This window comes from Robiginitalea sp. (assembly GCF_982776155.1).
On record NZ_CEXZKX010000001.1, the window covers coordinates 642991 to 662882 of the forward strand.

At 54.7% G+C, this 19892-nt stretch carries 18 protein-coding genes; 10 read left to right on the plus strand and 8 right to left on the minus strand.

Features of this window, described 5'->3' with window-relative positions:
• Together AC3DKS_RS02675 and ychF are read right to left on the minus strand one after the other, a co-directional pair.
• Window positions 1–1860, minus strand: a complete 1860-nt coding sequence (locus AC3DKS_RS02675; protein WP_015755025.1) for a DNA topoisomerase IV subunit B — start codon at window positions 1858–1860, stop codon at window positions 1–3.
• A 175-nt stretch (window positions 1861–2035) separates the two neighbouring features.
• On the minus strand, window positions 2036–3130 hold the full coding sequence (gene ychF / locus AC3DKS_RS02680; RefSeq protein ID WP_272607350.1) for a redox-regulated ATPase YchF: 1095 nt from the start codon (window positions 3128–3130) through the stop codon (window positions 2036–2038).
• A gap of 159 nt (window positions 3131–3289) precedes the next feature.
• Here ychF and AC3DKS_RS02685 point away from each other — a divergent pair, with 159 nt between their 5' ends.
• Window positions 3290–4771 carry a carboxypeptidase-like regulatory domain-containing protein gene (locus AC3DKS_RS02685; RefSeq protein ID WP_272607351.1) on the plus strand — a complete coding sequence of 494 codons (1482 nt, stop codon included), beginning with the start codon at window positions 3290–3292 and terminating at the stop codon, window positions 4769–4771.
• Window positions 4772–4815: 44 nt separating this feature from the next.
• Here the strand turns inward: AC3DKS_RS02685 and AC3DKS_RS02690 are convergent, their stop codons facing one another.
• A complete protein-coding gene (locus tag AC3DKS_RS02690) occupies window positions 4816–5169 on the minus strand; it encodes a 4Fe-4S dicluster domain-containing protein (protein WP_015755028.1) in 354 nt (117 codons plus the stop codon).
• A gap of 110 nt (window positions 5170–5279) precedes the next feature.
• On the opposite strand from AC3DKS_RS02690, the gene AC3DKS_RS02695 reads away from it, so the two are divergent.
• The 7 genes from AC3DKS_RS02695 (at window position 5280) to AC3DKS_RS02725 (ending at window position 12881) form a co-directional block, all read left to right on the plus strand.
• Complete coding sequence (locus AC3DKS_RS02695) at window positions 5280–6380, plus strand: acyl-CoA reductase (protein ID WP_272607352.1); 1101 nt, start codon at window positions 5280–5282, stop codon at window positions 6378–6380.
• Window positions 6381–6426: 46 nt separating this feature from the next.
• A complete protein-coding gene (gene serC, locus AC3DKS_RS02700; RefSeq protein WP_272607353.1) occupies window positions 6427–7491 on the plus strand; it encodes a 3-phosphoserine/phosphohydroxythreonine transaminase in 1065 nt (354 codons plus the stop codon).
• A 55-nt stretch (window positions 7492–7546) separates the two neighbouring features.
• Window positions 7547–8506, plus strand: a complete 960-nt coding sequence (locus tag AC3DKS_RS02705) for a D-2-hydroxyacid dehydrogenase (protein ID WP_041327807.1) — start codon at window positions 7547–7549, stop codon at window positions 8504–8506.
• Between the two features lie 58 nt (window positions 8507–8564).
• Window positions 8565–9200: a DUF937 domain-containing protein gene (locus AC3DKS_RS02710; RefSeq protein ID WP_272607354.1), complete on the plus strand. Its 636-nt coding sequence runs from the start codon at window positions 8565–8567 to the stop codon at window positions 9198–9200.
• Window positions 9201–9295: 95 nt separating this feature from the next.
• Window positions 9296–9748, plus strand: coding sequence for a DUF6146 family protein (locus tag AC3DKS_RS02715; RefSeq protein ID WP_272607355.1), 453 nt, complete (start codon window positions 9296–9298; stop codon window positions 9746–9748).
• Window positions 9749–9852: 104 nt separating this feature from the next.
• Window positions 9853–10170, plus strand: a complete 318-nt coding sequence (locus AC3DKS_RS02720) for a DUF6787 family protein (protein ID WP_015755034.1) — start codon at window positions 9853–9855, stop codon at window positions 10168–10170.
• Between the two features lie 440 nt (window positions 10171–10610).
• Window positions 10611–12881, plus strand: coding sequence for a TonB-dependent receptor (locus AC3DKS_RS02725; protein ID WP_272607356.1), 2271 nt, complete (start codon window positions 10611–10613; stop codon window positions 12879–12881).
• Between the two features lie 90 nt (window positions 12882–12971).
• Here the strand turns inward: AC3DKS_RS02725 and AC3DKS_RS02730 are convergent, their stop codons facing one another.
• Window positions 12972–13268: a hypothetical protein gene (locus AC3DKS_RS02730; RefSeq protein WP_272607357.1), complete on the minus strand. Its 297-nt coding sequence runs from the start codon at window positions 13266–13268 to the stop codon at window positions 12972–12974.
• 15 nt (window positions 13269–13283) lie between these two features.
• Entirely contained in the window at window positions 13284–13880 is a 597-nt protein-coding gene (gene folE, locus AC3DKS_RS02735; RefSeq protein ID WP_015755038.1) for a GTP cyclohydrolase I FolE, read from the minus strand.
• Window positions 13881–14006: 126 nt separating this feature from the next.
• On the opposite strand from folE, the gene AC3DKS_RS02740 reads away from it, so the two are divergent.
• Together AC3DKS_RS02740 and AC3DKS_RS02745 are read left to right on the plus strand one after the other, a co-directional pair.
• Complete coding sequence (locus tag AC3DKS_RS02740; protein WP_015755039.1) at window positions 14007–14669, plus strand: ABC transporter ATP-binding protein; 663 nt, start codon at window positions 14007–14009, stop codon at window positions 14667–14669.
• A 6-nt stretch (window positions 14670–14675) separates the two neighbouring features.
• Entirely contained in the window at window positions 14676–15443 is a 768-nt protein-coding gene (locus AC3DKS_RS02745; protein WP_015755040.1) for a TIGR02757 family protein, read from the plus strand.
• 19 nt (window positions 15444–15462) lie between these two features.
• On the opposite strand, the gene AC3DKS_RS02750 is transcribed toward AC3DKS_RS02745, so the two are convergent.
• The 3 genes from AC3DKS_RS02750 to AC3DKS_RS02760 form a co-directional block, all read right to left on the minus strand.
• Window positions 15463–16194, minus strand: coding sequence for a fasciclin domain-containing protein (locus AC3DKS_RS02750; protein WP_272607358.1), 732 nt, complete (start codon window positions 16192–16194; stop codon window positions 15463–15465).
• A 5-nt stretch (window positions 16195–16199) separates the two neighbouring features.
• Window positions 16200–18110 (minus strand): cytochrome-c peroxidase, encoded by a 1911-nt coding sequence (locus AC3DKS_RS02755; protein ID WP_272607359.1) that lies wholly within the window; start codon window positions 18108–18110, stop codon window positions 16200–16202.
• Window positions 18111–18180: 70 nt separating this feature from the next.
• Complete coding sequence (locus tag AC3DKS_RS02760) at window positions 18181–19707, minus strand: PhoX family protein (RefSeq protein ID WP_015755043.1); 1527 nt, start codon at window positions 19705–19707, stop codon at window positions 18181–18183.
• Between the last annotated feature and the right edge of the window lie 185 nt (window positions 19708–19892).

Here is a 19892-nt window from a genome sequence, read left to right on the forward strand (position 1 = left end):
TTACAATTGGTTTTCTTCTACCAGGTCCACTTCAACTTTCAGGTTTTCGATAATGAATTCCTGCCGGTCCGGCGTATTCTTGCCCATATAGAATTTGAGAAGTTCCTCGATGGACATCGCCTTGTCCAGCATCACGGGTTCCAGGCGGATGTCCTCGCCGATAAAGTGCTGGAATTCGTCTGGGGAAATCTCCCCGAGCCCTTTAAACCTCGTGATTTCAGGTTTCCCTTTAAGCTTTTTAACGGCCTCCCGCTTCTCCTCCTCGCTGTAGCAATAGATGGTTTCCTTTTTATTCCGCACCCGGAAGAGCGGCGTTTGCAGGATGTAGAGGTGGCCCTCCTTGATGATTTCGGGGAAAAATTGCAGGAAAAAAGTGATCAAAAGCAACCGGATATGCATCCCGTCGACGTCCGCATCCGTCGCGATCACGATGTTGTTATAGCGCAGGTCTTCCAGGGATTCCTCGATGTTCAGAGCTGCCTGCAACAGGTTGAATTCCTCGTTCTCATAGACGATTTTCTTGCTCATCCCGTAGGAGTTCAGCGGCTTCCCGCGCAGGCTGAATACCGCCTGGGTGTTGACGTCCCGGGATTTGGTGATGGAACCGGAGGCTGAATCCCCCTCGGTGATAAACAGCGTGGTCTCCAGCCGGCGGTCGTTTTTCATATTGTCCAGGTGCACCCGGCAATCCCGTAATTTCTTATTATGCAGGCTGGCCTTCTTGGCGCGCTCCCGCGCGAGTTTGCGAATACCGGAGAGTTCCTTGCGCTCCCGTTCTGCCTGCTGGATCTTCCGCTGGATGAGTTCTGCGGTTTGCGGGTTTTTATGCAGGTAGTTATCGAGTTCCCTGCCCACAAAATCATTGATGTAGGTCCGGACGGTAGGCAGGTTGCCCCCCATGTCCGTGGAACCCAGCTTGGTCTTGGTCTGGCTTTCGAACACCGGTTCCATCACCTTGATGGAGATGGCGGATATCACGGATTTCCGCACGTCGGAAGGATCGTAGTTCTTGCCGTAGAAATCCCGTAAGGTCTTAACCAGCGCTTCGCGGAAGGCACTCTGGTGCGTCCCGCCCTGGGTAGTGTGCTGCCCGTTGACAAAGGAATGGTACTCTTCGCTGTACTGTGTTTTGCTGTGGGTCAGGGCCACCTCGATATCCTCCCCTTTCAGGTGGATGATCGGATAGAGCAGGTCGTCAGCGCTGTTGTTGTCCTGCAAGAGGTCCTTCAGGCCGTTTTCGGAGTGGAATTTCTCCCCGTTGAACACAATGGTAAGCCCCGGGTTCAGGTATACGTAGTTCCGGAGCATCCGTTCCACGTACTCGCTCCGGTATTTGTATTTCTTGAAAATGGTTTCATCCGGGGTAAAGGTGACCTTGGTACCCCGCTTGCGGGAGGTTTCCTCCAGGAACTCCTCGTTCTTCAGGTCGCCGGTTTCGAACTCGGCGGCCTTGGACTTGCCATCCCGGTTGGATTCCACGCGGAAATAGGTGGAAAGGGCATTGACCGCCTTGGTCCCCACCCCGTTCAGGCCCACGGCTTTTTTAAAGGCCCGGGTATCGTATTTGCCGCCGGTGTTCATTTTGGAGACCACCTCCACTACCTTACCCAGCGGGATGCCCCGCCCGTAGTCCCGGACGGTTACCTTGTCCTCCCGGATCGTGATCTCGATGGTCTTCCCGGCCCCCATCACAAACTCGTCGATGCAGTTGTCGATCACTTCCTTCAGGAGGATATAGATGCCGTCATCGGCCGAGGAGCCGTCGCCGAGCTTCCCGATATACATACCGGGGCGCATCCGGATGTGCTCCTTCCAGTCGAGGGAACGGATATTCTCTTCGGTATATTGGGATTGCGCCATGCACTCAGGGGTTTAACCCGCTAATATAAAATATAGCAAAAGAAAATAAAATCGGGGCTTCCCAAAGTAATTAACAATACCGGCCGGCGTTTGTTGATTACTTTAATGCCCCCACTATACGCAAAAGCTGCGGCCCGACGTTGCGGCGGTGAGGCCTGCTCCCCGGGCAGGCACATCAGACGTTGAACCGGAAATGCATCACATCCCCGTCCTGTACGATGTATTCCTTGCCTTCAACGCGCATTTTTCCTGCTTCCCGAACCTTCGCTTCGCTGCCGTACCGGATGTAATCGTCATAGGAAATGACCTCTGCGCGAATAAAGCCTTTCTCAAAGTCTGTGTGGATAACCGCCGCTGCCTGAGGAGCTGACGACCCCACGGGTATGGTCCACGCCCGCACTTCCTTCTCCCCTGCGGTGAAATAGGTCTGCAGGTTAAGCAGGCTGTAGGCAGAGCGGATGAGCTTTGACGATCCGGGCTCGTCCAGTCCCAAATCTTCCAGGAAAAGCTGGCGCTCCTCAAAGGTTTCCAACTCGTTGATGTCCGCCTCCGTGGCTACGGCCAGGACCAATACTTCTGCCTGTTCCCCGGCAACGGCCTCCCGAACGCGGTCCACATATGCATTCCCGGTTGTGGCCGCCTGTTCGTCTACGTTGCAGACATACAGGACAGGCTTGTCGGTAATCAGCTGCAGGGGGGCCACAAATTCCCGGTAATCGTCCTCTTCGAATCCGATAGCCCGGACGGAGGTGCCGGATTCCAGTCCCTTTTTTAATCGCTCCAGGGCCGAGGCTTCCTTTTGGGCCTCCTTGTTGCCGGTGCGGGCGGACCTTCCCACCTTTTCCAGGCGCTTTTCCACGGTTTCCAGGTCCTTCAGCTGCAATTCCATATCGATGGTCTCCTTGTCGCGGATCGGATCTACCGACGCGTCCACATGGACCACGTTGTCATTGTCAAAACAGCGCAAGACGTGCAGGATGGCATCGGTTTCCCGGATATTCCCGAGGAATTGGTTGCCCAGCCCCTCCCCTTTGCTGGCGCCTTTGACGAGTCCGGCGATATCGACGATTTCGACGGTGGCAGGCACCACGCGCTGCGGCTGAACAAGGGATTCCAGCTTTTTCAGGCGCGGGTCCGGGACGTTGACTACCCCGATATTCGGTTCGATGGTGCAAAACGGAAAGTTTGCACTCTGGGCCTTCGCATTGGACAGGCAATTAAAAAGGGTCGATTTTCCGACATTTGGCAATCCTACAATTCCGGCTTTCATGGGTTCGATCTTGCAGAGCACTCAGGCTCCCGATTTACGGCTGCAAATATAGGCCAATATCCCGTTTCAGCCGGTATCCGGCCGGTATTCGACGTTAAATTTTCACGAGTCGGTAACAAATCTCCTTCCCGTGCGTCCATTTAAGAGAACCCAGCCATTATGCGAATAATTCAGTTGCTGCTATTTTTCCTGGTAAGCAGCCTTGCTTTTGCGCAATCCGCCACCTTTCGGGTTGTGGACGCAAACTCGGACGAACCCGTCCCCTTTGCCTCCGTGGAGACCGGACCCGGCAAAGGCACCATCAGCAACGAGGAAGGGTATTTTACCCTGAACCCCGAAGGCCTCAGCAGCCGGGCTGTCCGGATTTCCTGTATGGGCTACCGGACCCTTGAACTGGAACATGACCGACTCCGGGCGCAGTCCGGGCCCATCCGCATACAGCCTGCTGCCATCAACCTGAATGAAGTCCGGCTTACCAGCCGGGTGCCCGGGGCTGAGGAGATCATCGAGCAGGTGCGGCAACGCCTTTCCACCAACTACCCGCTATCGGGAAAAGCTTTTGAAATTTTCTTCAGAGAGTCCGAATACATGCAATTCGAAGACCTGCAGCTGGAATTGGAAAAAGCATCCGACCTGAACCGCCGGGCCCTGAATGCTGCCGACAAACGCCTCAGAAAACTCGGGGAGGACATTGTGCGAAGCGATGCCCGGATGTTCCTGGATTTCAAGGGCAACCTGGCTGTAGTGGACGATACCACTGCCATCCTCCGGGTGGACCGTGCCACGGAACTGACCGACCACAAAAAGGGGTATTCCATGGACGACATACAGGCTCGCGCCCAGAACATCATCCTGGCACACCTGGACAGCAGCCAAACCTATAAGGTCAAAACCGGATTGTTCAAGATCGAGGACAGCATTTCGCCCGGAAAGGAGTTTATGGAAGCTGAAAACCGGGAAAGCGATAGTTCCGAATACGACTACCTGAAAGGCAGGAGCCAGGGAATACTGGGAATTGCCAGCTGGAGGGATGGGACAAAACTCCGTAGGTTCCTGGACGGGGACCTCTACGAATACCGGTTTGTGGAAGCCACCTATTTTGACGGAAATTACGTGTACGCCATCGAATTCACACCCCGTAAAAGGAAGGCGAAATACGCCGGGACGTTCTTTGTGGATGCCACCTCATTTGCCGTACTGAAGGCCGATTATGCCTATGGCCGCGGCCGGCGTGGCGACAAGGTGAACCTGAAGCTGCTCCTGGGGATTAAATACGTGGAAAACCTCAGCCGGGGTACTGCGATTTTTAAACGAAACGAACAAAACACCTACGACCCCTATTTTATTCAAAATGAATATGGCAATTACATTTACCTGCATCGCAGCTTAAAGTTTATTGAGAACAGCCGGCGCAGGAAAAAGGTGCGTTTTGATTTTCTGATGGAGGGCGGGGTACGGCAACGGGAGTCCGTGCTTTTAAGCCCGGCAGATCCTGCTGAATTTCACACATTGGCCGGGTACACGGAACCGGAGAAAATCCGGATTCAAAAGATTCTGCAATACGAACCGACCATCTGGGAGGATACGCAGGTAATTGCACCCCTGGAAGAAATGAAGAATTTCCGTGCCGGGAAAGATTAGCCCAAACGACATGGCGGGGCGACCTGCCCACCCCTTGAAGCGACCTATCCTTCCGGGTGCATGAAGCGCTGCTTGCCGAGCAGTTCCTCTTCGGTTTCCACATGGTCGTCGTCCGGGACGCAGCAATCTACCGGGCATACGGCCGCGCACTGGGGTTCTTCGTGGAAGCCCATGCATTCCGTACACTTGTCCGGGGCGATGTAATAAACTTCATCACTGATGGGTTCCTGCACGGCATCTGCGTCTACTTCCTTCCCATTGGGGAGGACCACGTTGCCTTCAAGAGAAGTCCCGTCGCTGTATCGCCATTCGTCCGCCCCCTCGTAGATTGCGGTATTCGGGCATTCGGGTTCACAGGCCCCGCAGTTTATACACTCGTCTGTTATGATAATCGCCATAGCCTCACTGTTTCAAATCTCCTACATTCTACCGGCACCCCTTGGCAGGCGGCCCCGGTATCTCTATTTTTGCACAAAGGTAACTGCTAATCCCATAGGACACAAATAGTATGGCACAACCCGATCCAAGCTTCAGCGCCCTGGTCCAACTTGGGGATTTCCTCCGGGAATTTCTTGCCGATGCTTCCCGTGAAACCTCCGGTATTGCCGATACTACCCGTGAAGCTTCCGGCAACAAAGCCTTTCACCAGTTGACAGCCACAATGGAACAGGCGCGGTTGCAGAATCCCTGGTTTACCCGGGAAGAAGTGACCTATGCGTTGCAGCAGTGGGGGGATCTGCTGAGGAAAGACCGCCTCAAGAAGTGGCTCGCGGCCTATGACAGCCCATCCGGCGAACCACTTACCGTTGCCCTTATCCTGGCGGGCAACGTCCCGCTGGTGGGATTCCACGACTTTATATCCGTCTTATTGACCGGGAACCGGGCCCTGGTAAAATGTTCTTCCTCCGACAACATCCTCCTGCCCCACCTGGCCAGCCTGCTGACGGGTTTTGAGCCCAGCCTCGACGGGCGGTACCGGTTCGAGGACGGGACGCTGAAGGCGTACGATGCGGTCATTGCCACCGGGAGCAATAACACGAGCAGGTATTTTGAATATTATTTCGGGTCCCGCCCGCACATCATCCGGATGAACCGCAGCAGCGTTGCCGTACTGACCGGTTCGGAATCCCCGGAAGAACTCGGCGGCCTTGCAGACGATATCTTCCGCTATTTCGGGTTGGGTTGCCGGAGCGTCTCAAAGCTATTCGTGCCGGATGGCTATGACTTTGACCCGTTTTTCACGGCCTGCTATGCCCACAAACACCGAATCGACCATCAGAAGTACGCCAACAACTACGATTACAACAAAGCGGTGTATTTGATGAGCGGGTCGGCCATGCTCGACAACGGCTTCCTGCTGCTTAAAGAAGATCCCGGCCTGGGTTCACCCATCGGCACGCTGTTTTATGAAACCTACACCTCTATGCGGGAATTGCAGAACCGTCTCGATGCGCTTTCCGGCGATCTTCAATGCGTGGTTGGCCCGGACACCCTGGCAGGGGCCATTCCGTTCGGCCAGGCCCAGCAGCCGGCCCTGGACGCCTATGCAGATGGGGTGGATACCATTGCATTCCTCCAGGAAATCCCGGCTTCAAATCCGGAGCAGTAATTGTGTACTTTTGCGCAAACCCCTGCAGAAACAAATCAATCGACCGATGAAAAAACACAACTTCAGCGCCGGCCCGTGTATCCTGCCGGAATCCGTTATGAAAAAAGCGGCCGAGGCCGTGGTGGAACTGGACGGTTCCGGCCTTTCACTTATCGAAATCTCCCACCGGAGCCCCGCCTTTGTGGACATTATGGAGAGGGCGCGCAGCCTGGTCCTTGAACTGATGCAGCTCGAAGGGAAGGGATACGAAGTTCTTTTCCTGCAGGGTGGCGCCAGCCTGGAATTCCTGATGGTGGCCTACAACCTGCTTGAAAAGCGGGCGGGATATATCAACACGGGGACCTGGAGCGACAAAGCGATCAAGGAGGCCCGGATATTCGGCGAGGTTGTCGAGGTGGCCTCTTCCGGGGAATCCGGCTTCAACCATATTCCCAAAGGGTTTGACATCCCCGCAGGGCTGGACTACCTCCACCTGACCTCCAACAATACGATTTTCGGCACCCAGTTTAAAGACTTTCCAAAGGGGGACGCCCCCCTGATCGCAGACATGAGTTCCGACATCTTTTCCAGGGTAATCGACTATTCACAGTTCGACCTCATCTATGCGGGTGCCCAGAAAAATATGGGGCCGGCGGGTACCACCCTGGTGGTGGTAAAGCCGGAGATCCTGGGGCGCGTCAGCCGCAAAATCCCGTCCATGCTGGATTACCAGGTGCATATAGCCAAGGACAGTATGTTCAATACGCCCCCCGTATTCGCTGTATATACCTCCCTGCTTACCCTGGAGTGGTTGCGGGACCTCGGGGGGGTTGCGGCCATCGAAGAGCAGAATGAAAAGAAAGCCAAACTGTTGTATTCGGAAGTCGACCTGAACCCCCTCTTTGAGGGGTATGCCGCCAAAGAAGACCGCTCCCTGATGAACGCGACCTTCAACCTCACCAGGCCCGAACTGAAGGAAACATTCGACGCCATGTGGAAGGAAGCAGGTATCAACGGATTGAACGGCCACCGGTCCGTAGGTGGTTATCGCGCCTCCATGTACAATGCCCTGCCGCTCGAAAGCGTTGGGGTTTTGGTCGATGTGATGAGCGACCTGGAACGAAAGGCTTGATATTGAAGGGCTTCATGCAGATAATACGACTACAAACTGAACCTAATACCCTATGATGCGTATTCTGGCCAACGACGGCCTCGCTGAACCGGCCATCGCCAAACTGGAATCGGCCGGGTTCGAAGTACTGACCACCAAGGTGGCCCAGGAACAGTTGATCCCCTATCTGAACAAGGAAAATATCCGCGCCCTGCTGGTGAGGTCTGCAACCCAGGTAAACGAGGAACTGATCGACGCCTGCCCGGGCTTGCTGCTGATCGGCCGTGCGGGTGTAGGCCTCGACAATATTGCTGTGGCCCATGCCCGCAAAAAAGGGTTGCATGTAATCCACACCCCGAATGCATCCGCCAACTCGGTGGCCGAACTGGTTTTTGCCCACCTGCTCGGCGGGACGCGGTTTTTGCATGAGTCCAACCGGCATATGCCCCTGGAGGGGGACCAACAGTTCCGGGCCCTTAAAAAAGCCTATGCCGCCGGGCGGGAGGTTCGGGGCAAAACCCTGGGGATTATCGGGTTCGGCGGCATCGGCGAGGCTGTTGCCCGGATTGGCCTGGGATTGGGAATGGAAGTCTGCTTCCACGACACCCACAGGGACAGGGCCGTAATGACCCTTGAATTTGCCGGCGGGCAACAATACGATTTGGAAATCCAGGGATTCGGGCTGGATGAGTTGCTTTCCCGTTCGGATTTCGTGACCCTGCATGTCCCGGCCCAGGACCGCCCGGTAATCGGATCCCGGGAACTGGGTCTGATGCCCCGGGGTGCGGGCCTGATCAATACCTCCCGCGGCGGCGTCATTGACGAGGAGGCACTTCTTGCCGCATTGGATTCGGGCCATCTGAGCTTTGCAGGCCTCGATGTGTTTGCCGAGGAGCCGCGCCCCGGGGTACGATTGCTGATGAACCCGGACCTGTCCCTGAGCCCCCATATCGGCGGCTCCACGCTGGAAGCCCAGGAGCGGATTGGGCTGGAACTGGCCGGCCAGGTAGTTGAATTGCTCAAAAAAGCGGATTGAGGCCTCCGGCAGGCCCCATCTTTTCGTATATTGCTCCTCCCATTAAAACCCTTTTCACATGTCCGGAATATTGGAATTACTCAACAGCCCGATGGGCAAACAACTCATTGAAGGGGTTTCCCGGGATACCGGAGAACCCGAAGACCAAACGGCTGATGTACTGAGCATGGCCATGCCCTTGCTCATGGGGGCCATGAAGAAAAACGTGTCTACTCCGGACGGGGCCCAGGGCCTGATGAGCGCCCTCTCCTCAAAACATTCCGGGGGTATCCTGGACGACCTGGGCGGTTTGTTTGGCGGGGGTGTGGACGCAGAGGTGAAGCGGGACGGCGCCGGGATTCTCGGCCATATCCTGGGAAGCAAGCAGCCGGCCGTGGAAAGCGCTCTGAGCCAGAAATCCGGGATGGACGCCTCCTCGGTTGCAAGTATCCTGCAGGTTGCCGCTCCTATACTGATGGGGTTCCTGGGGCGCCAGCGTTCCCAGAACAATGTTTCCGATGCCAACGGCCTCAATACACTCCTGGGCAGCATGCTCGGGGGGCAGCCCCACCGGAACCAGAGCCTGATAGAAAGCCTGATAGACGCCGACGGGGACGGCAGTGTGCTGGATGATGTTGCGGACATGGTACTCGGGAGCAAACAAAACAAGAAAGGCGGATTGGGTGGCTTGCTCGGTGGGCTATTTGGAAGATAATCAGGCGCTGGCCTATCACCCCGTTTAGCGAATTTTTAACGAAACCGCCGGAAAACCTCCGGCGGTTTTTTCTTATTTTAAGAGAAAGTATCGCTATGAAATATTTTATCTCCACCACCCTCGTGGCTGCCCTGGCCCTGTTGCTGGCCGCCTGTTCCGGCCAGCAAGGCATTGCCATGAGCGAGCAGGAAAAGGAAGTGCTCAACAGCCAGGGGCCGGACAGCGTGCGGATTGCCGATGCAGAAACCGAATACGAGATCATTATCATCGAACCGGGTTTCTACAACTGGCTGGTCAGCATCGCCAAACCCGAAGGCTATTATTCCCAGACTTTTTTGGAGAACCGCAACCAGATCTACGTCACCAATTGGAACCAACGGGCGCTGCAACCGGCCCAGTACGGCGGGGCCGACCTCTACGCCCTCCCGATTGACTACGACCCGCAGGTAGACTATGGCTACGAGGTAAACTACAAACTCTACAATTACTTTATCTATTTTCAGCGGCGATACAACCAGCGGCTCGGGCCCTGGGTACCGAGAATCTGACCCCGTGCCCGGAATACTCCGGCCCTACAAATCGGAGATTCCAGCCCCGGGGGCACCGGGCACATGAGTATGAATGCGTATATTTGCCGCCAGTTTACACGGAGATGAAGAAACTTAAACAGCGCTGGGGAATTACCTCGAATTTTCAATTAATCGTCATCCTGATCGTTTTCGCCATTACCGGGTCCGCCTCGGTTTGGGTGGCCAAGCCTTTTTTGAACTGGATCGGGCTGGATGCGCTCCGCGAAGGTTCGGGCGGCTGGCGGCCAATACTCTACTGGACGCTTCGGCTCCTGCTTATTTTCCCCTTTTACCAGGTGCTCTTAGTTACCTTCGGGTGGATCTTCGGCCAGTTCCGGTTTTTCTGGAATTTCGAAAAGAAGATGCTGCAGCGCATGGGGCTGGGTTTTCTCCTCTCTTGAATTAAGTTTTATTTAACAGCCTGAGGCGGGTCAATTCCTTTATTTTGCATTGAGTCCCTCTTGTATGATTCGAATTCTCATTTCCTGGCTGCTTTTTGTCTGCCTGTCGCTCCCGACAGTTGCCAAACTGTCACACGCGCTGGATGGGCATATCCGGATAGAATGCAACGAGGATATCCCCAATCATATTCACCAGGCTGAATTTGATTGTGAATTCCATAAATATCATATCGTCACCCCGCTTGAGGCTTCATGTTTCCTATGGGAGCCTTTCCAATTTGCAGTAAACCACCGACCCCTAATATATACCGTTCAAGGGGTGGCGGGTGACTCTCCCCGGTTTTATTCGTTACGGGCGCCTCCGGTTTAACCCGGCTCTTATTGGCACCCTTACCATTTGGGTGCACTTTCCTTTACATAACGACTAAATCCGCTTACCAATGAGAATACTATTTACCATAGGCTGCCTGCTGCTTGCGGGCATGCTTCACGCCCAGCATGAACTGCAGGGCCGCGTACTGGACGCTTCTGACAATGCCCCCCTGGAACAGGCTACCGTCTATTTTCCCCAACTCGAAAACGGGGTGATTACCGATACCGATGGAAATTTCCATATCCGACAATTGCCTGAAGGCACATACAAGTTGGTGGTATCGATGATCGGATATGCCGCGTTCACCCAAAGCATTACCCTGGGGGAAAATAACCCTTCACTGACCATCCGCCTCCGGCCTAGTGCCATCGAAATGGAAGAAGTGATCGTGTCCACGCCGTTTCACAAATTGCAACGCGAAAATGTTATGAAAGTGGAACAGGCCCCCCTGGCTGAAATCCGGAAAAACGGGTCCCCTACCCTCGCCGAAGGCCTCCGCCAAATCGCCGGTGTGGAGACGGTGAGTACCGGGGTGGGAATCGGCAAACCTGTGATTCGTGGTTTGAGTTCGAACCGGGTTTTGGTTTATACTCAGGGTATTCGGATGGAAAATCAGCAATTCGGAGATGAACACGGCCTCGGAATCAGCGATGCCGGAATCGAAAGTGTTGAAGTGATCAAAGGCCCTGCTTCACTTCTCTACGGTTCCGATGCGCTGGGGGGGGTATTATACCTAAACCCGCAGCGATATGCCCCGGCGAGCACTGCGCAGGCGGATGCCACAGCCCTATATTTCGGTAACACATCCGGGGTCGCAGCGAATGCAGGGGCCGGCGTTTCCGGAAAGAAATGGAAACTCCTGGCCCGACTTGCCAGGGCATCCCATGCAGATTACCAGGATGGTGGGGATACCCGCATCACGAATTCCCGGTTCAGCGAATGGGACCTGAAGACAGGCGTGGGTTATGCATCCGGCCGGTTCAAAAACGATTTGCGATACAACTACAACCGTTCGGAACCAGGCATTCCCGAGGAAATCGGGGTGCAGGGAACAGATCGGACACCTTTGTTACCCTACCAGGAAATAGAATCGCACATTCTAAGTAATACCACGGAATTCTTTATGAAAAATTCCAGTCTCAAAGTAATCCTTGGTTACGTGGGAAATTCTCGGTTGGAATTCGAAGACCATGAAGAGCATGCAGGAGAAGAAGATGGGGAGGAGCATGCCGAAGAAGAACACGGAGAAGAAGGCCCGTCTCTGGATATGCAACTCAATACGCTGAACTATAACCTGCAGTATCAATTCAGTCCTTCGGGGGATAGCTGGCAGACCGTAGTGGGCTTACAGGGCATGTGGCAAGAAAACTCCAATGCGGGGGAAGAAATCCTCGTCCCGGACGCCCGCACAGTCGATGTGGGGTTGATGGCCACCTCGCATGTCCACTTCGAGAAAAGCGACCTGCAACTCGGGCTCCGGTACGACCGGCGACAAATCGATAGCGATGCGTTTGGCACACCCGGAGAAAGCGAATACATCGGACCATTGGATCGTTCCTTCAATAGCTTTAACGCCGCCGCAGGATACCGCATAGACATTGCACCACGAGTGATCGGTCGCCTGAATCTGGCCTCGGGGTTCCGGGCACCAAACTTGTCCGAACTGGGCTCCAATGGAACACATTCCGGCGCAAACCGCATTGAAATCGGAAATCCGGACCTGGAAAACGAACGCAATGTTCAGGCCGACCTTTCCCTGGAATATAAAGGAGAACACTTTGAGTTGGGGATCAACGGATTCCATAACCGGATCCGGGATTTTATCTTTATAGCACCAACGGGAAATACTGTGGAAGGGGACCCGGAGTTTCAATACCGGCAACAGGATGCCACCCTCTATGGGGGCGAGGCTGTTTTCCACCTGCACCCGCATCCGCTGGACTGGCTGCACCTTCAAAGCAACGTGGCTGTAGTAATCGGGGAACTCGATTCCGGGACGCCATTGCCGCTTATCCCGCCGGTAAATTGGCGGAATACACTTCGGGTGGAATGGGATAAAATTTCAAGTAACCTGGAAAACTTTTATGGATTCCTGGGATTAGAAACCTATTTCAGGCAGGGCAGGCCTGGGGATTTTGAAACGGAAACCCCGGCTTACAACCTCGTTCATGCGGGACTCGGAACCCGACTTCCGCTTTTCGGGAACCCCCTGGATATCCGGATTGCCGCAAATAACCTGCTGGACACCAAATACATCGCCCACCTCTCACGCCTAAAGGCCGACGGCATCAACAATATGGGAAGAAATATCAGCCTCGGGTTGAGCATGACGCTTTAACCCAAAGCGGGTCGGATTCCAATAAGGAATAACTCATTTGATAATTGATAAGCGCCCGGGCATTTCCCGGGCGCTCGCTATTTCCTTTATTTAGCGGGTTGACGGGTCATGCCTTCCTTTCCGAATCCAATAGGTATATATCCACATAAGCGTGAAGGTCGGAACGATGTCCGTCCCCGGCAGCAACTCCTCGGCAAAGGCGACAAATCCTGCGGCTCGTCCGGCTGTACCGGCATAGAGCTGGGTCATCAACCAGCCGGCAAGCGGGGCCCAGATCAGGTCCAGGGCCGGCCCCAGCCCGGGGATGAGCAGGGAAAGCATCCCAATCCCGTCGAACAGCAGCCCGAAGAGGAGTTTCCTTTTTTTACCTTCAAATAACGCATTCATTTCGGGCGGGTTGCATCAGTGGAGTTCCGAACTGATCAGTTTCAGAAATTCGTTCCGGGTTTCGCTTTTTTCGAACTGGCCCCGGAACCCGGAGGTTGTCGTAACCGAGTTTTGTTTCTGTACGCCCCGCATCATCATGCACATATGGGCGGCCTCAATGACCACGGCAACCCCCCGGGGCTTCAAGGTGGTATTGATACATTCCAGGATATCGTCCGTGAGGCGTTCCTGCACCTGGAGGCGGCGGGCAAAGACATCCACCACCCGGGGGATTTTGCTCAGGCCGACGATGTGGCCGTCCGGGATGTAGGCCACGTGGGCCTTGCCGTAAAAAGGGAGCATATGGTGTTCGCAGAGGGAGTACACCTCGATATCCTTGATAAGGACCATTTCGCTATAGGATTCCCGGAACATAGCGCCCTTGAGGATTTCGACCGCATCCTGCCGGTACCCCTGGGTGAGGAACAGCATGGCTTTGGCGGCTCGTTCCGGGGTCTTGAGCAGTCCCTCCCGGGCCGGGTCCTCCCCGATCTCCCTGAGGATGCGCTCGTAGTGGTCGGTAACTTCCCGGGTGACCTCAATATTGTACTCTTCAAGGTGGCGATACGGCATGGTTGTGAATTTGCATTAAAGATGGGAAAAAAAACCGGTTTTTGGCCCATGCCTGCGGGTACTTAGGCGGAATTGATTTTGCGGATTCTGGCCGAATAGTTACTTTCCCCGTCGGAATAAGACCCAATGATCAGCGCTGCAAATATTCACAAGTTTTACGGGGACCTCGAAGTCCTCAAAGGGGTCGACCTGGAGATCGGGGAGGCTGAAATCGTTTCCGTGGTCGGGGCCTCCGGGGCGGGCAAAACCACCTTGTTGCAGATCCTGGGCACCCTGGACCAGCCGGCCCCCGGGTACGATACCCGGGTAACCATCGCCGGGCAGGACATCACAGGTCTCGGGGAGAAGCAGATGGCGCGGTTTCGCAATGAGCGGATCGGGTTTATCTTTCAATTCCACCAGCTGTTGCCGGAATTCACTGCCCTTGAAAACGTCTGTATCCCCGCGTTCATCCGGAATACGGAACGGGCGGAAGCCGAAGCACAGGCCCGGGAACTCATGGAATTTTTGGGGTTGGGCAGCCGGATGGACCATAAGCCTTCCCAACTCTCCGGAGGGGAACAACAACGGGTGGCTGTGGCCCGGGCCCTGATCAACAAGCCCGCGGTTATATTAGCCGATGAACCGAGCGGGAACCTGGATTCCGCCAGTGCCGACCGCCTGCACAACCTGTTCTTTGAACTCCGGGACACCTATGGGCAGACCTTCGTCATCGTCACCCACAACGAGGAACTTGCCGGAATGGCGGACCGGACGCTGACCATGGTGGACGGGCAAATTGTTTCCTGACATCCCATGACCCTCAACGAAAAACGCGAATTCCTGGATGCCAAAGTATCCAGCTACCAGCAGCCGGAATTCCTGGAAACCGACCCGATTCGCATCCCGCACAGCTTCCGCCGCAAGGAGGACATCGAAATATCAGGATTCCTGGCGGCCACCATTGCCTGGGGCAACCGGAAGAGCATCATTCGCAGCGCCAACCGGATGATGGAGCTCATGGGGCAGGCACCCTTTGATTTCGTCATGCAGGCAACTCCTTCCGACCTCGACAGCCTGGACGGATTCGTGCACCGGACATTTAACGCCGATGACCTCCGCACCTTTACCCGCGCCCTCCGGCATATCTACAGCGAACACGGCGGCCTGGAAGGGGTTTTCACCAAATACGCCCCTTCAGGCATGCAACCCGCCATTTCCAGGGTCCGCGAACATTTTTTTGAAATCCCGCATGCTCCCCGCACCCGGAAACACTTCTCGGACCCGGCGCGCGGATCGGCGGCCAAGCGGCTGAACATGTTTTTGCGCTGGATGGTCCGCCCGGCATCCGGGGGCGTGGACTTTGGCTTGTGGAAAAACATCCCCCCGGCAATTCTCTCCTGCCCCCTGGATGTGCACAGCGGCAAGGTGGCCCGGGCCCTCGGCCTGCTCAAACGCAAACAAAACGACGCCCGGGCCGTGGCGGAACTGGACACATCCCTGCGTAAACTCGACCCGGTAGACCCGGTCAAATACGATTTCGCCCTGTTCGGCCTTGGGGTGTTCGAAGGGTTTCCCTCCTGAACGGGCAATTGAAAACCAGCTAAAACAGGTAATCCCGGACAACTTCCGGGACCAGGATCTTGTCGATCCGGTAGATATAGCCATTGGAAGCCTCCAGAACAGCGAGGTCCATGTAGGATTTCCGCAGGAATCCGTCCATCACATACCAGCCTTTGGCATCCTTGCCTACCCAGATAGTTTCGCCGGCAAGTAACGTGGGGATTTGCCCTTCAGTCAATTGCCCGACAGCAAGCGACCGGGATGCAACATGATAGGCCGCCAGCTGCTGAATCGCCTCCTTTTCCAGGGATGACTCAAAATCGGCAAAGCCGTTATACGGATCGCCCAAGCTCTCAAAAAGCTCGTCAATGGCTGCATTGGTCGGGGCAAATACCGTATAATCCCCCCCGGTATCTGCCAATAATTCATGCAACTCGGGGGAAATTACCATGGCTTCCACAAACCGGGCCAGGTCCTGCTGATCCTTGAGCAGCTCGCTCAGAAGCGGTAAATCGTCCCGAGCCGTGTCCGGATCAGTTGCTGAACCGGTTGACCCTTCGGCATTTCCGGAGCCTTCATTATTGCCGGATTCCGCTTCCCGGCCGGAATCTTCGTCTGCATGCTCACCGCCTTCCACCTCCCCGCTTCCTGCGTTCTCTGTGGTTGGGGCCTCAATATAAAGCGTGTCCTCCGGGTTTGTCCCGTCTGAGCAGCCGGTAATAACAAATGCCGCTATCAGGCAGCATACAAAAGGTAATAGTCTGTACCACATAATTTTCACAGGTTGGGTGATTGCTTTTGTTTGGCGTCCGGGGAAGGTGGCAGGTCGTCCAGGGTCCGTATAAATGCGGTCAGGTCGGAAATTTCCCGGGCCGTGAGCTGCAATTCGTCAAATGGGAGCGTTTGGTGCTCCAGGTCGAATCCCAGGCCTGTGCCCCCGCCGAGGTTGTAGAATTCGATGACCTGCTCCAGCGTGGCATACACGCCGTTGTGCATGTAGGGCGCCGTTTGGGCCGCATTTCGCACCGTTGGGGTTTTGAACATCCCCAGGTGGATGGGTTCCTCAAATTGGGTATAAAAGCCCGGGTCCGCATCCCAGGCGGCATTGGCCGCAGTTTCCGGGACGCCAATCACTTCTTTTTCAGTTTCCAGGAAAAAGGGCGGCACAGTCCCGTTGGTGAGTGGCAGGAAATGACAGGTTGCGCAAAGCGCTTTGCCTGAAAACAGGTTGAATCCGCGTATTTCCGATTCGGTTAGTGTGGTTTCTTCCCCGCGAATATTCCGATCGAAACGGGAATCCATCCCGGTTAGCGTACTGATATAGGCCGATAGCGCCTTGATAACTTCCCGGTTTCGGGTGGGTACGCCTGAATAGGCTTCCTCAAAGAGGCGTATATAGGACGTGTCCTGTAAGATGGCATCCGAAAAGGTATGGACACCGCTGTCAAACTCCTTTTCATTTGTAAATACGGAACGGATTTGTGCCATAATATCATCTGAGCGGCCATCCCAGAAAAATGCCTGCTGGAAGATTGAATTCACCAATGTGGGCGTGTTTCGTTCCAGGGGCAGGCCAACGTTATCCGGACTGGCAACCCGGCCATCTGCCCATGCCTGTTCGGGCAAATGGCAGGATGCACAGGACATGGTTCCGGATTTTGACAGATTGGGGTCGTAAAAGAGTTTTTCACCCAGAAGTACCTGGGCATCCGTAATCCGGCTATTGGTAACCGGCATAAAAAATGACGCATTGAAGCTGTCCGGCTCAAAAAATGTTGGGGCGTCCATATTAAATGGCCCCGCTTCTTCCTCGTCCCAAAGTCCGCTGGCCTTGCGAATGGCAACCCAGGCACGCATCATCGGATTGAAACGGTCCCTGAGGAATTCATACCGGTTAAAGGCCATAAAATCCCTGCCCGATCGCAGGTAAGCAACAGCATCCTGAAGCGCACTCACAAACCTGTCGTCCAGGCCAGGCTCCGTCTGCCGGATTTGGCGTTGCAGGACGATTTCATATACCTGCAGCATACTTTCCAGGGAAACTGCTGCTTCATCCAGCCCCCATAAACTCACCGGCGTATCAAACCCGGTAATAGATAAACTGGCCACACGCATGAGTTGCTGGTGCTGGGAAATAAAATACCGTTTGGGGGTCGGGGGGTGTTTTCGTATATAGCCCAATAAATTTCGCAAAAGTCCCCGGGTAATCCGGATCTCTTGATAGAGCGCCCCAGGGTATGTTTCGCCTTCAAATAGCGTTTCCTCAACCTTTTGTAAACCCAGGGGTTGCAGTACCCGCTGACTGTCGTCGGTGAAAACCGGCAGGGCCGGACCGTTGGCCCGATGCCCAATCTCCGGGTTGAGATAAGAGCCGTAGGCCTCTGCTCTTTTAAACGCCCGCCTCGCCTCGCGGAAAACGCTGCGCAGGACAGCTGAATCGGTGGTTTTGGATGCATGCAACACAGCCATTGAATCCAATAGTCGAATGGCTGTCTCCATTTGCCGTGCATAGTAGGCCTGCGCCCCACCCCATGGATATTCATCTGAAAAATTGTCGGTGGTGGGAGCCGGAACCGATAGGTCTGCTACTCCGGCTGCCGTACCGTGCAGGGAAGAAGGGCCTTCGCCGCATCCCCAAAGTAAAAAGGCACAGGCAGGCAAAGTTAAATACAGAAGGAGTCTGTACATAAGGCTCGTTTTATGTATTGAAAAGCCCCCATGCGCAGATGGGGGCCATTTCGGTGATTGATTCAAGCAATTATCGGGGAAGCCCCTTCAAAATAACGATCTGCGACCCCTGGTCGTCTTCGCGCGCTCCCGCTTCGAGGGCATCGGCCCGGGTTTCCATATCGTGGCCATCCAGGCCTTTGAAAGCATCGCTTTCCCAATAGTGTGGCTGCAAGGCCAGCAGGAAAGTGCCCGGTATCCCCACCTTATCAGAAATGTCGGTTAGCGCTCCAAACTCCCCGCTCAAACCTGTACTCCCGGTAGGATCCAGTTCCTGCCGCACTTCGAGCTCCAGAACCACCTTGGCATTGTTGCCGTCCAAATCGGTTTGATAGATGTAGGCTGCATGCCCCCTGTCAAAACTGTTCGGGTCTTCCTGTAAATAGATATAGTTTTCGGTTACGGCGATATTGTCCGGACTTTGAAGCAGCGGCAGGTTCCCATCCATGTTGTTGGTGTCCGTATTCCCGCTGATTATCTGGGTGAGCTTGCCGGAGAGCGGGTTTTGCGGGTCCAGCTGCAGGCGATAGGCTGTACCCCAGTCATTATAAGTGCCCCGGCCAGGACCGCGGCCAGTGACAGCGACAAATACATTTCTGCCATTCGCGTCGTTGCCTTTTTGGTAATCCACATCTTCCACACGCATGAATGCGGTGGCCCCTACGGCAATACAGGCTTCCTCCATTTCATCCTTGGTAAGGGCTGCCCCATCCGCTATTTCTACAAATTCCACATCGTAGGTGATTCCGAAATCCAGTTCACCCTCGTTGTGAACAATCCCCGCTTCGCAGGTCATTTTACCACCATTGCCATCGGAGATTTCTTTCAGGCGAAGTACATATATTTTCCCTCCGGATAAATCCGCATCTCCATTTTCGGATAGGTACATGGTAATCTGGCCTTCTGAATTGCTGGAGTCATCGTCCCCGCCGATGATGACTGTTTTACCCGGGTACGCATTCTTTGGAAGGGGTACGGCATTCTCCCAGGAAAATTCGCCCAGGGCGTCCAACCCGAAATCGGCCGTGGGCGTTGGATTGGCCGTGTAGGGATCGATACCCTTTACGTCGTAGTTAAAACTTTCTGAAGCCGAGAGGAACAGGTCCTGGGATCCGCCATGGATGGAACTTTCCCACATGGTACCGGAACATTGGCGGGCAAAATCGTCCACGCCCGAATTGAGCAAATACTCCCCGGTTAAGGGATTCAGATTTTTGTCCAGATGGATGCGGGCCACTGCGTAATCGTCCTCGCAGTTGACGATATAGATATAGCCATCGCCATTTTCGAGGAATCCGGCACCGTCGGCGGCACCCGCCAATTGGAAACCGTTATCCAGGATATCCGTGGTACTCAGCAGGGAATAGGCCGAAACCTGTGAGAACTCCGGCCGGATACTAACCAGTGGGGTGAGTCCGGATTTGTTTTCGAAAAGGGTGCCTTCCGGGCTGTCGTCCGAACCATGACCTCCGCCATCGCCGAGGAAATCGTCCAGTTTGGAACAGGAAGTAAAAAGAAGGAGTCCTGCTCCCAGTGCTGCTTTCAGGTGTGCTTTCATAATTTCAAGAGAGGTTATTTGTTAAATGCTTCTCAAAATTACGGGCTGCACCCTGCAAAGTACGTAAAGCAAAAAGTGTCTTTACTTGACGATTATATCAACCAAACGTTAAAAATATTAATTGAATGTTAGTAGTTCGGGACGTTAGCTGAACTTAATGTAAACCCCATGGTCAATAACCCGGC